General features: G+C 29.9%; 10 protein-coding genes. All 10 read left to right on the forward strand.

The features are described 5' to 3' along the window. Positions 1 to 179: 179 nt before the first annotated feature. The 10 genes from ACX6CF_RS05340 to ACX6CF_RS05385 all read left to right on the forward strand — a co-directional run bounded on the left by ACX6CF_RS05340 (position 180) and on the right by ACX6CF_RS05385 (position 14569). Positions 180 to 1481, forward strand: coding sequence for a cytosine permease (locus ACX6CF_RS05340; RefSeq protein WP_458784272.1), 1302 nt, complete (start codon positions 180 to 182; stop codon positions 1479 to 1481). Positions 1482 to 1554: 73 nt separating this feature from the next. Beyond that, entirely contained in the window at positions 1555 to 2655 is a 1101-nt protein-coding gene (locus ACX6CF_RS05345) for a DUF917 domain-containing protein (RefSeq protein WP_458784273.1), read from the forward strand. Then, positions 2648 to 4198, forward strand: a complete 1551-nt coding sequence (locus ACX6CF_RS05350; protein ID WP_458784274.1) for a hydantoinase/oxoprolinase N-terminal domain-containing protein — start codon at positions 2648 to 2650, stop codon at positions 4196 to 4198. Before ACX6CF_RS05345 ends, ACX6CF_RS05350 begins: the two co-directional genes overlap by 8 nt. Before the next feature lie 194 nt (positions 4199 to 4392). Next, entirely contained in the window at positions 4393 to 6060 is a 1668-nt protein-coding gene (locus ACX6CF_RS05355; protein WP_458784275.1) for a hypothetical protein, read from the forward strand. Between the two features lie 136 nt (positions 6061 to 6196). Beyond that, positions 6197 to 7771 (forward strand): NADase-type glycan-binding domain-containing protein, encoded by a 1575-nt coding sequence (locus tag ACX6CF_RS05360; protein ID WP_458784276.1) that lies wholly within the window; start codon positions 6197 to 6199, stop codon positions 7769 to 7771. Between the two features lie 93 nt (positions 7772 to 7864). Beyond that, a complete protein-coding gene (locus ACX6CF_RS05365) occupies positions 7865 to 9430 on the forward strand; it encodes an NADase-type glycan-binding domain-containing protein (RefSeq protein WP_458784277.1) in 1566 nt (521 codons plus the stop codon). Between the two features lie 167 nt (positions 9431 to 9597). Beyond that, positions 9598 to 11394, forward strand: a complete 1797-nt coding sequence (locus ACX6CF_RS05370; RefSeq protein ID WP_458784278.1) for a hypothetical protein — start codon at positions 9598 to 9600, stop codon at positions 11392 to 11394. A gap of 370 nt (positions 11395 to 11764) precedes the next feature. Beyond that, entirely contained in the window at positions 11765 to 12406 is a 642-nt protein-coding gene (locus ACX6CF_RS05375) for a hypothetical protein (RefSeq protein ID WP_458784279.1), read from the forward strand. Positions 12407 to 12489: 83 nt separating this feature from the next. Further along, positions 12490 to 12741, forward strand: a complete 252-nt coding sequence (locus ACX6CF_RS05380; RefSeq protein ID WP_458784280.1) for a hypothetical protein — start codon at positions 12490 to 12492, stop codon at positions 12739 to 12741. Positions 12742 to 13504: 763 nt separating this feature from the next. After that, entirely contained in the window at positions 13505 to 14569 is a 1065-nt protein-coding gene (locus tag ACX6CF_RS05385) for a substrate-binding domain-containing protein (RefSeq protein ID WP_458784281.1), read from the forward strand. Positions 14570 to 14641: the final 72 nt, after the last annotated feature.

Raw genomic sequence — 14641 nt, forward strand, 5'->3', positions numbered from 1 at the left:
TGTACAATCGGACAATAATCAGCTATTTTTTTTTGCCTTTCAGATAATTACAGATTCTTATGAAGTCTATATAATTAATTAATAGGTTTTGAAAAATCAACAGTTTTTTCGTTGGTTATTATAAATTTAATCGTATAGGGCCACATGAAAATTATGGATTATATGAAAGGAGTTTTAATATGAACGAAAAGAGTACTGGATTTGAAGTGAAACAGGAACATCGTCAAAGTTGGAAGTCTATTGCCATAGTATGGATTGGATCAATGATATGTGTACCATGCTTAATGGTTGGAGGTCTTCTAGGTAACGGTTTATCATTGGGTGGTATTGTCCTAGCTATATTAATTGGCTATGGTATTATCTGTTTTTACATGAGTTTCATGGGTATGCAAGGATGTGATACTGGTTTACCGACAGCTGTAATGGCTGCGGGAGCTTTAGGTGAAAAAGGAGCTAAATATGTAATTAGTAGTGTATTGGCAATTGCTTGTATCGGATGGTTCGGAATTCAATCAGCTGTATGTGGAGCTTCATTTTCTTCAATGTTAGCTTCAATGATAGGGATTGATATACCTGTATGGATATCATCAATCTTATGGGGAACGATAATGTTAATCACCGCTTGTTATGGATTTAAAGGATTGAAATGGTTAAATTATGTGGCAGTCCCTTTGTTATTAATCGTATGTGGTTATGGCGTTTGGGCTGCAATGGTACAATTTGATGGTGCAACGGTAATTGCTAATTATACACCGGTGACGCCCATTACTTTAATGAGTGGAATCAGTCTTGTGGTTGCAACTTTTGCAGTAGGTGGAGCTATCAGCAGTGATTATTGTCGTTTTGCAAAAAGTAGAAAAGATGTTATTAAATCCTCAATACTAGGAGTTCTGCCAGCAGGTTTGGTCATGCTTTTCATTGGTGCGTTAATGAGCATTGTAACTGGTCAATATGATATAAGTACAGTATTGACTACCGTAGGTGTACCAGCTATTGGTTTGGTTGCTTTGGTGTTGGCAACATGGACGACAAATATTACAAATGCTTACAGTGGAGGACTGTCTCTGTCCAATTTGTTGGGATTTAATGAGAGCAAATTCAAAATTACAACAGCCATTGCTGGTGGAGTTGGAACTTTATTGGCTGTAATCGGAGTATTGAATCAACTTACTTCCTTTTTGAGTTTATTATCCGCTTTGGTCCCTGCTCTTGTAGGTACTTTGATTGCTGATTATTGGATAATAGGTAAAGGGAAAAAAGAGAATTTTATAATACGTGAAGGAGTTTCAGCAACAGGTATGATATCTTTTGTTGCAGGTGCATTGATTGCCTGTATGACAGGTGGTACATTTGCTGCTTTTCCAACATTGATAAAAGCATTACCGATTCTACATATTCCATTTTTTATTGGACCATTAAACGGAATTGTAGTGGCAATGGTTGTGTATATTATGCTATATAAATTATTACCAGAAAAATAAATATTATAAATGTAACAGTTGTAATCTTTAACTTTTGAGAGAGAGTTTAATAGTTGAAAGGAGTTGTATGTAAATGCGAAAAATTGGATTGTCAGAGATAGAAGATATCGCACTAGGAGCCGCATTACTAGGAGCAGGAGGAGGTGGAGACCCTTATATAGGGAAACTGATAGCTATGGGAGCAGTTAAGGAATGTGGAGAAGTAACACTGTTGGATCCAGAAGAGATACCAGATGATGCACTTATTGTTCCTATTGCTATGATGGGTGCACCAACTATTCTTGGTGAAAAAGGTGTTGGAGGAAATGAGTATAAAACCCTATATGACATGGTGTCCAAATTTTATGGTAAGGAAATATATGCTTTTATGCCAATAGAAGCTGGTGGAGTTAATAGTATGCTTCCCATTGCAGCTTGTGCTAGATTGGGACTTCCTATGGTAGATGCTGATGGTATGGGAAGAGCTTTTCCAGAATTACAGATGGTTACTTTTACCATAGGAGGCGTTAAAGCTACACCTATGGCATTAACAGATGAAAAAGGAAATTGTGCTATCTTTAACACAATTACAAATAAATGGACAGAAGAGCTGGCAAGAGCGGTAACAATGAGTTGTGGAGGTTCCGTTTCTGTTTCACTTTTTTGTGTAGATGGTGCCACATTGAAAAAATATGCTGTCAAGAATATAGTTACGAGAAGTCAAAAACTCGGAGAAGCCATTAGAAAGGTAAAAGACTGTAATGATGGTACGCCTGAACAAAATTTCCTGAAATCTACTGAAGGATTTAAGTTGTTCAAAGGTAAAATTGTAGATGTGCTTCGTGAAACAAAAGGTGCTTTCAATTTTGGTAATGTGGTCTTAGAGGGTATTGGAGAATATAAGGGAAAGAATGCCTCAGTAACTTTTCAAAATGAAAATTTGACTGCTGAAGTAGATGGAAAATTATTAGCTACAACACCAGATTTAATCTGTATAGTAGATACAGAAACATTTATCCCCGTAACTACAGATGCTATTAAATATGGGAAACGTGTAATGGTTATAGGGCTCAAGTGTTTTGAGATGTGGAGAACTCAAGAGGGTCTAGAATTAGTTGGACCTGGTTACTTTGGCTGTGATACTGATTATATTCCTCTAGAAGAACGGGTGAAAGGATGTAGTATAAATGTATAAATTAGGTATTGACGTAGGTGGAACCAATACAGATGCAGTATTAATAGATGAAAACTTAAATATAGTTGCAGAAATAAAACATCCTACAACAGAAGATATTTACGATGGAATTTCAGGTGCGTTAAAAAATGTGTTAGAAATATCAGGTGTTGATAGAAAAGACATCCATCAAGCAATGTTAGGCACAACCCAATGTACTAATGCAATTGTTGAACGTAAAAATTTAGCTCCCATTGGTTTTATGAGAATCGGAGCACCTGCAACCCTTGGTATACCAACTATGGTAGATTGGGATAATGATATAAAAAAGATTGCCGTTGATACAATAATTGTAAGAGGTGGTTTCGAATACGACGGGAAAGAATTAGCACCATTTGATGAATATGAGGCAAGATCATTTTTTGAAAGAATGAAGGGAAAAGTAAAGTCAATAGCTATTTCCTGTGTATTTTCTACTGTTCGTAATGAACATGAACTAGCAGCTGCAAAGCTTTGTAGAGAAGTTATGGGTGATGATGTACATGTATCTATCTCTAGTGAGATTGGTTCTATGGGGCTCATTGAAAGAGAAAATGCTACTATTTTGAACGCATCACTTTTTAAGGTGGCAGAACGTTTTACAGACGGATTTGCTCGTAGTTTGGACAATGAAGGAGTCACTAATGCCAAGATATACTTATCTCAAAATGATGGAACATTAATGACTATAGATCACGCAAGAAAATATCCTATATTGACCATTGCCTGTGGTCCTACAAATTCCATACGTGGAGCTAGTTATTTAAGTAACCAAAAAGATGCGGTCGTAATCGATGTGGGAGGAACAACCACGGATTTAGGAGTTATACATAATGGATTTCCTAGAGAATCCAGTGTTGCGGTAACAATTGGTGGTGTTCGTACTAATTTTAGAATGCCAGATGTAATATCTATAGGATTAGGTGGAGGTTCTATTGTTAGGCAACAGGAAGACGGAACGGTTACAGTTGGTCCGGATAGCGTAGGCTATGAAATAACGAACAAAGCGTTAGTTTTTGGAGGAGATGTCATTACGGCTACTGATATTGCGGTATGTCTTGGTATGGCTGAAATAGGTGATAAAACAAAAGTAGAAAAAATTGATAAGGATTTTGCAGGGAAAGCAATGATGCAGATAAAATCTATGGTAGAAGAAGATATTGATATCATGAAAACTTCCAATAAAGATATAGAAGTCGTAATGGTAGGTGGTGGATCCATTATAATACCTAGTGAATTAGAAGGTACCAATAACGTTGCAAGACCAGAGCATTTCGGTATAGCTAATGCAATCGGGTCAGCAATTTCCAGAGTCAGTAGTACTTATGAGAAACTTATAAATTATGAAGAAATTTTAAGAGAAGAAGCATTGAAGAAGGCAAAAAAAGATGCTGTAGAGATGGCTGTTGAATCAGGAGCAATACGTGAAACCATAGAGATTATTGAGATAGAAGATACTCCACTGGCATATTATCCTGGGAACACTAATCGGGTTAAAATTAAAGCCGCAGGCGATCTATTGTAATCGTTAAATTTAGTACACATACTTATTATTAGAATTAGAAAGTTGATTTCTGTTAATTACGGGAATCAACTTTTTTATAGTCTTTTTTTATTAAAAAATGCATTTCATCCCAAAAATCATGTCGTTCGTCAGGATTTGTAGAAATATTTATATGAAATTAGTATTATAGGTATAGCTTATTAAGGAGGAAAGATATGACTAATATAAAGATAGATATGAAAGCATTAGAGGAACCAATAAAAAAGTCTAATAATTTGGCTGAAAGGACTGATAATCTTCTGAATGAATTTAATTCGCAGAAAATTTGTATTGACAATATAATTTGTGAAAGAGATAATATTAGATATGATTTGAATGAAATTAGTAAAGAAATAAAATTCATATCAGAAAGATTTACTAAGTATGGCAAACAAATTAATGGCGTAATAAATGCATATGAATATGCTGAACGAAAATTGGAACAAGCACTTATGGTACTAGAATCTCCTAGAAAAGATGAAAAAAGTAATAGTGATATTAAACCTGCTAATGTAACTGTGGGAAATGTGAAAGTTGGAAACACAATGGTGTCTAATGGCACCACTACGGGAAATTTGATAGACATTGTTAAGGGACTAGGAGGTACAGTCTCGTGGGATGAAATATCAAAAATAGCAACAGTAATTATAAATGGTAAAACAACAAGGTATAATTTGAATAATATCAAAGATGGTATTGGATATGCAAGCGATGGTTCAATATTTACAGTGAAAGATGGACATATACAAGTTGGTATAAGGGAAATATCAGAAAAAGCAGGTGCTAATGTCAAATGGTCTCCAACTTCAGTAGGTGTTAAAGTAGATGTAGACTATACTTATGCAAGTGTATCAAGAACTATAAAAGTCACTAAAGATAATGGTCAACCAGGAGAATTATGGGTAAGTGATAAAGATAGAATTATGATCTTTGAGCAAAAAGGAAATAGGAGTCATGTAAGATATCCAGTGGGAAATGGATATGATACGGCTTGGGTAGATACGGGTAAGTTGAATATAGGTGTAAAAGTTACTTCGGGTAAACAAGTAACAGAACCAACACTAGGTAATGTACAGTCACCACAAAATGAAACGCATAACTGCCTTATATCAGCGAGTATTATTGAAGCATTTATTAATTCTCACAGTGGACTATCAAATATACAGAAAAAAATATTGCGTGAAGGTATTAATAGATATGCTAACTATGAGATTATTAAAGAACATTATATTGATAATAGAAGTACTGATCCGTTAGTAATGTTTTTCGAGGGTGCAATGGATGATAAAGAGGGCAATAAACCAACGACAAATACATATGGTATTGATCTTAATTATCACAAAGATGGTAGGTACAAAGCTATGGCTGTAGTAATAAAAGATGGTCAGATTGATAATGTATTTACTGATGCTAGTACATTACCTGATTTGCCTGATAATAATACACATATATCTGATTATGGTAAAGGGAAGCCAACAGCAAAAGAAGGTGTTTATCATTTTGTTAGTGGTATTCATAATTCAGGGGACACAGAAAAAAGACATCCTGGATTATTTATAGGAAATTACTATGAAGGCTCTGATAAAAATCAAACAATACCAGTAACCAGAGGGGAAAAACGTACGGCTTCTAAAAGTGATCAAATAAATATTCATATTGGATATGGTAAAAGAGGGTGGTCAGATGGCTGTCTTACTATTTTGAGAAAGGACTACGATAAATTCGCAAAATCTGTGGGTTTTAAAAAAGATGATATAAAAGTTGATAGGGGTGGTTACAGATATAAGAAAGTATCGGGTTATATAGTTATAGATAGAACAAATGCTGATTATTTTACACAATAAAATATTTGTTTGAAAATTACATTTACTAAAGGAATAAATGCATTGATTTAATTTAATGAAGAGAAGTATAAGTATTTACCCATATTCAATAAAGCACTTGAATTCTTAGATAGTATGATGTGAAAGGAGAAACTAATTGAAGAAAAAGAAATATATAATAACAATATTTATCTGTTTGATAATATTCAAGGTACAAGTTTTTGCAAATGGTGGTCCTTCAGAATGGAATGGAATAGTAGAGGGGCAAAATATTAAATTTGTAGATATAAAAGATATAGATCTAACAACTGAATTATTATCAATAGATATAAAAGAAGAATTTATTAATGTTGAAGTAGAGTATAAATTGATAAATACTGGACAAGAGAGAGAAATAGAATACTCATTCCCAATAAGATTATGGACTTTTTTATGGCAAGAATTTGATGAAATATATCTTAAAGATGTTAAAATGATTAATGGTGATAAAGAGTTAGATTATGTAGTAAGTAAAGAAATAGTTAAGAATGATGAAGATGATGAAAAAGAAGCAAATTATTTTTTTAACTCTAAATTACATTTTAAAAAAAATGAGATTAAGACATTAATTATATCTTATAGCATAAAGCCATACTATATACTTAATCAATCAGAAGGTTTTTTATTGTCTTCTTCAAGTAATAGTAAGTTTTATTATGATTTTACTCCTGCAATACATTGGGGAGATGGGAAAGTTGATACATTTAGATTAAAAATAAACTATAAAGATATTATAGATAAATGTGAAGATTTTAAGGTTAATATGCCTGAATTTACTTATAATGATCAGGGTATATATGAACTAGAAATGAAAAATTTTGATTTTGATAAGTATAATAGTTTACAAATAGAATATGATATGAAAAAATATAGTTACTATAAATATATAATGAATAATACTTTAAACTCAAATGTGATAAATTCGATTACATCAACTTCTAAATTACCAGATGAAGGTAAGTATTCATATTCGGTTGAAAATTTATTTGATCAAGATTTAACGACAGCATGGGTTGAAGGTAAAGAAGATTTAGGAATTGGAGAGAGTATCGAGATAGAATTTAAATCCGATATCAATATAGGTGAAATTGCTATTGCTAATGGTTACATATCAAATGATAGTTGTTATAAAAATAATGGGAAAATCAAAAAACTTAAAATTGATATATATGATATGGATTATGATGGAAAAGAAAGATGTGTTAGTAAAATAGTGGAATTATATAATGAAAATAAGATTCCTATAATAGGAAATTTAGCTATAACTTCTAATTTATATAAATATTATGACATGTTTGATTTTCTAAATGTGTTTGATGATAGAAGAGTATATACTAATAAAATTGTACTAACCATTTTAGAAGCAGAATCTGGATATAAATATGAGGATGTATGCATAAGTGAATTATTATTACTAGGTAGTAAAAATACATCAGAAAAATATAAAGATGGTTATGATACAAAAGTTGAATTCAGTAATAATGATGAATTAACCAAATTAGAAAATAAATCTGAGGTTATTAATAGACAAAAAAATCAAAGAGATCATGAAGTTAGAGTTAACAATGATTTAAATGATACTAGTGATATAGAATTAATGAATAATGAAACTCTAATTATACCTATTCTAATAAGCATAATTAGTATATTATTATTACTTATTATACTTATTTTTAAAAAGAGAGAAAAATAAAAGAATCCAAAGAGCTTTTACAGTATAATGTAAAGGTTCTTTTAAAGTGGATTTTTAGCATATAAAATTATTGTTATATAGGGGAGTGAGTATATGTCTAAAAATATAAAATTATTAATAATGCTGGTTGGTGTCTATATATTCATTTGTCCAACTAATATAATATGGGGGAATGGTGGTCCAATAGAGTGGAATGGAGTTGCCCAAGGGGGTAATATACACTTTATAGATGTCAAAGATGTACAATTAAATTCTGAATGCTTAGAGATATATATCAATGAATCATATATTGATGTAAAAGTAACATATAAACTGTTAAATAAGGGTTCTGATCAAAAAGTAATATATGCTTTTCCTATAAAATTAAAAACCCAAAGTTATGATACATATGATGAAATATACTTAAAAGATATAAAAATGTTTGATGGTGGCAAAGAATTACAATATCAGCTCAAACAAGAAGAACAAGAATCTGATAGACTATATGACCTGCAATGTATCAATAATTATATATCGAAACTAGTTTTTGAAGAGAATGAAGAAAAAACATTAACAATTTCTTATTCAATAAAGCCTGAATATGTAAATGAACTTTTTTCAGAAGAAGGTTCATTTGATATTTCTCTTTCTAATGAAAGTTTTAATTATGATTTTACACCTGCCTCTAAGTGGGGTAATGGAAAAGTAAAAGAATTTAAATTACTAGTTGATTATCAAAATATAGTAGATCAATGTGAAGGGATAAATATGAATATTCCTGAGTTTTCATTTGATAAAAGCAAAGGATACTTTGAATATGTTAAACAAGATGTTGACTTTAATATACTCAAAAATCTATCTGTTGAATATAATAGGGAAAACTTCATGATGAATAAAAAATATATACTCAACAATGATGCAATTGCTGAGGTTATTGTTTCTTCTGTACTGCCGGACGAAGGGAAATATACTTATAAACCATCAAATCTATTTGATAAAGATTCTAATACTGCTTGGGTAGAGGGGAAAAAAGATATTGGTATTGGCGAAAGTATTGAAATATTACTAGAGCCTAAAACAGAGCTCTTAGAAATAGGGATTAAGAATGGATATATAGCTAATAAAAATATATATAATAAAAATGGTATTGTTAAATTATTAAAGGTAGATTTATATGGTATGGATGATTCTAACAAGGAGTATCTAATTATTACAAAAGAAAAGCAGTTAAATAGAAATGTTGAAAATCTGGAACAAGTAGATTATGGAGATATTTATCTAGGAAATGGAGAATGTTATTCTGATGTAAGTAAAATAAAATTAACGATACTAGAAGCTGAGAAAGGTAGTTCTTATGAAGATATATGTATAAGTGATATCATATTGTATGGCTACAATAATTCAGAGAATGCTTATGCAAAAGGGTTTGTTAGTACTATAAAACAAAATGAAGATACTATTGTAACCCCAAATAAAGCAAATGATAAGAAAGATGGAAAAAGGCAAAATACTATTGATGATAATAAGCCTAAAACACATCCAACTCTTGGTGCAAGCAATATAGAGAAGGATGATGAGGGGAATGGTGGTGATGGAAAATCAACAAAGATAATAATCATTATTGTAATAGGGACAGCTGTGATAGGAATATTATTTATCGTATATTATAAGAAAGAATAAGTAAGTTTAATTGTTCTTATATTAAAATTAGATGTTTAAATGCATTTTATCCCATAAATCATGTCGTTCGTCAGGATTTGTTGACTTTTTTTTTAAAAAATTTGTATTATATACAAAATAATAGTATATATTATTTTTATTATACATGAATTTAGGAGGGAAAAAATATGGCAAATATATCTTCAAATATAGATGGATTAGAAAAACAGGTGGAAGGATTGAATAAATTATCAATGAAGGTAAATAGTATCCAAAATCAATTCGATTCTAACAAGAATAATATTGACAGTGAAATAATTGAGAGACATAATATAAGATATAGGCTGAGTGAAATTAGTAAAGATTTAAAATCTCTAGAAAAAAGATTGAGAAAGTCGGGAATTTGCATTAATACAGCTATAAATTACTATTTTGATGCAGAGTGTACATTACGAAAATTAGCCGAAGGGTTAGAAATACCGAAAAGTCAGAAACAGTATAATGACATATTTGAGGAAAATAGAAATTTTAAAACATCAAATTATTCAATTAATAACTATGGTAAATCAGATAATACAACACCTGTGAAATTTACTAAAGATTATGTAGATAGTATAGATGACCCAAGTAGGATAATTACACTTATTCAAGCATATCAAACAGATTGGGAAAAAGAAGAAAAATTTCTTGGAAAATATCGATTTAATATGACAGATAATCAAAAAATATATTATGGAAATAGTAAATTACTTAGAGCTAGATTGGTTGTATTAGATTGGAGATTTGGGAAAGTAAATAAAGCCATTGAAAATATGCAGTCAGGAAATGGTAGATATGAAGGTGAATTTGAGCAGTATTTATTAGATAGATATATTGATACTATTAAAAAAGATAATGGACGAGTAACAAAAGAAAAAGAATTTCAGATACAGCAGATGATTGAAGATGTATTCATATCTAAAGAAATAGGATACAGTTATAGACAAATTGAACATATAACAAATATAGAGAGAGTGAATGTTGGAGAAGTAAGAACAGATGCTTTTTCAGCTAAAGAAAAATTAATACTTCAATTGGCGAAAGATACAAAACATATAAGAGATATTGAAAGTAACAGTGGTATATTAAAATATTTACATATAGCAGATTCAGGATATGCATTATTAACAAAGGATTTCGCTGTAAATTATTATAGGAAATATGGGAAAAGTCCTTTTGAGTATATGGCATCACCAGATAATCAAGATATAAATATATTATCAAGAGAAGATTACTCAGCTGTCATAGGATTAAAAACGTTATACTTACAATATTCAAACCAAAAAAATAGTGATGCTATGTATGCAGTACTTCGAGCGATTGATACAATACGACAGAAGAGAGTTAATAGATATAAGTATGATATGCAAGATAATAATGGAAATCCTATTAGCTTATATATGTATCATGATAAAAAAATAAAGACAAAAATGAGTGTTCGCATTAGTAATAAATATGCAGATGAAATGTTTGATAATTTAGCATCTACAACGATTGGTTTCACTAAATATGGAGTAGGAGTGGCATTGGAAAGTTTATTTCCGTTAAAAGATAAAGGTAAATCAATTATTACAAATGATTTGTCAGAGGGTATTGATTGGGGTGGTACTGGATTATCGTTAACAGGAATTAATCCTGGTATTGGAAAGTGGTTGGGCGGAGCATTTAATATAGCAGGATTTTACTATAACTATGATAAAATAAAAGAACATAAGTTAACTTATGATGTATATATAAATGAGGTGAAACCTAATTCAGACAGTGCTATAACATTGTACAGTATTAATCCATATAAATTCTCGATTGATAAAAACTATAAACTTATTGATGGACGAAAATACAAGTCAAGAACAGATGTAATGAATGAATTTTATAGTAATATACCCGATTTAACTTTAGATAATTGGGCTACATCTTTTAATAAAGATTATAATTTTACTAATTAAACCAATTGGAGGTAGACTAATGAAAAGAAATAATAGATGTCCTCACTGTAATTGTTATATTTCAATACGTGAAAGAATATTTTTAGAAGATCGGTTTTATAAGCAGTGTAAGAATTGTGGAAATAAATATGCATATTCATATAAATTAACTTTTATATTAATTTTATTTATAGGAGCTTTTATTACAATTCATTTTAGTACGTTATATACACTTTTTAAAATTCTCTTATATATGTTAACTATTGTGGGTGCAGAATTTTTAAAACAAATATTTATACCTATTGTTAAAAAATAGATTATATTAATGCAAACGAGCCAATGAAATTATTGGATTTTAGATTATCAATTGAGATGCAAAGGAGGAATTATATTGAAAAAAATATTTTATATAACAATACCAGTAATACTTATTTGTATAGTGATGATATATTTTAATTCGATAAAAATTCCCTATAATGATTCAGAAGAATTATTTGAGTACTATAAAGAAAATAAAAATATTCATCAAGAAAAAGTTATCAATACATTAATCAATACAAAAAGAAAAATTTATTTAGATTATTTGGAAAAAGATTACTATAACAAAATAAATAAATCTGAAATATTATCAGGTTTTGTTAAAAATACAATGGTATTCAGTGATAGAGAAAGAGCTTTTGCTAATTATTTTAATGAAATTAATAATGAATTATCAAGTATGATATCTATGCTTGATGAAAATGAAATGAAACAGTACTTAAACAATTATTTCCAAGAGATATTAGAATATAAAAATATAAAAGGTAAAATTAATGAACTAACTAATTTGAATATTGACGATGATAATTATATTAATGATATAAAAGAAATTTGTAGATTAAACAAGGTAATTAAAGATAAAGAAAGGATAATAACTAATCAAAATGAAGAAATAACAGATATAGATAAAAGTTTAATTGAAATAGCTAATGAAAGTAAAAGTAATATATATCACATAAGAGTTATGGATGCATTGAAAAATCCTTTATCATAAAAGCTAGTGAATTTGATGAATTAGCATATATAAAAGATGAATCTAACGATTTCTATAATATTAAAATTAATGAGTTTTATAGAGTGTATTTAAGAGACTTGAACAAGAATAAGATATTTGAAATTAATGGTGAAGACAAAACGCTTCAAGGATATGCGCTTATAACTTTGAATCAACATCAAGATATAATAAAGCAAGGTATACAAGATTATTATGTTATGAAAGATGAAAAAGAGGTTAAACTAGCTGATATAGAGGAACTTACTGTAGAAGTAGAAGAAGGTATAACTAATAGAAACAATGAAATACAAAAGGTATTATCATATATAAAATAGATAATAATGCATTATAAGATGTGTTAGATATAAATTAAGTATCTAATTTTATTAATTGATTATAACTAATGCAATAAAGTCTTACTTAAATTATAAGTAGGGCTTTGTTTTTGTAAAAAAATAGTTATTCTTAATTGATGTATCTTGTTACATATGTTCTGATATAATTCTTTATTAGATATATATAGATATTCTTATAAAAATTGCATAAATATGGCGTTAATTACTATTCTAATTTTATTTGAAAAATCTGTATAATCTACAGTAATATCCAAAGATATACTTAATGAAACACATAAATCTAACTTTCTATAATGGCTCTATTGAAACAAGTAAACCCAAAAAAGAAAGTATTATCCAATAAAAATTAATGAAATAAAAGTATTAAAAATTAAATACAATACAAAAAAGAAAATATATATATTAATAAAATACTAATGATGCATAAATAAAGCGTTACATTAACAATACATGGTAAAATAATAACTAAAATAATATGAGGTAAAAGAAAAATTTTAGTTATTATTGACAAGACACATAAAAAGTAGTAATATAATAAGTGAAACAAGTTACATTTGCATGTGAAGCCTGAGATATGGTTATCTAATGCTTCTTAAGGGTAAGTTGTTTATCGACATCTGATAGGTGTAAAGTTTCTATGAGTTTCTCAATGTGTTCTATGAAGAATGAGATTTAATTTTATGCTAATGATAAGCATAAAAGAACATTGGAGCAAGCAAAAAAAATATTAAAGGAGGACAAAATGAAAAAGACGATATCAGTAATTATGATTTTGACTATGGTAATGTTGGTTTTTGCAGGATGTAAAACTAAGAAAGAGGTACCACCTACAGATAATACTAGTGATAACAGTACAACAGATAATAAAACGACAGATAATAGTACTAAAGATGACAGTGCTAAAGATGATTATGAAATTGCAGTAGTTGTAAAATTAACAGGTATTCCATTTTTCAACGTTATGGAAGAAGGAGTTAAAAAGGCAGCGAAGGATTTAGGAGTAAAGGCATATGTAACTGGTGCAACAGATGCTGACCCAGCATTGCAAAAGAAGATTATTGAAGACCTTATAACAACTGGTGTTGATGCAATAGTGGTAGTACCTAATGATGCAACAGTTCTTGAGCCAACGTTAAAAAGTGCACAAGAAAAGGGTATTTTAGTTATTGCTAACGAATCTCCAGGACAAGTTGGAGCTGATTATGATACAGAAATGATTGATAATAAAAATTTCGCCATTGCTGCTGCTGAAGCTGCTGCTAAGGCTGCTGGTGGAGAAGGACAATATGTATTGTTTGTTGGAGGACTTTCAGTTCCCCTACATAACGAATGGGCTGATTTAGCTACAGAATATCTTGCAGAAAATTATCCTAATATGACAGAAGCAACAGACCGTATCCCATGTGGAGAAGATACAGAATTATCACGTACTAAGACACTTGAACTTATCAAATCTTATCCTGACCTAAAAGCAATAATAGGATGGGGAAGTCTTGGTCCAATTGGTGCAGCTGAAGCGTTAAGAGAGAAAAAGATGACTGATGATATCGCTGTAACAGGTACAGTTATTCCTTCACAGGCTGCACAATATCTTGCTGATGGTTCTATAGATCATGGAGTGCTTTGGAACCCATCTGATTCAGGATATGCTGCTGTATATGTAGCAAAATCATTACTCGAAGGTAAAGATGTAGAATCAATTGATGTTCCAGAAATAGGTAAACCAAAAGTTGAAAATGAAAATGTTTTGATATTTGATGCTACATTAAATATTACTGATGAAAATGCAGATTCTCTAGGATTTTAATTAGTAAAATGGTTGATGCTGAGTGACGTCAAGTTACTCAGCACCATTATTATAGTATGATGGAGGTAATTT

It is taken from the genome of Vallitalea sediminicola, assembly GCF_054408565.1.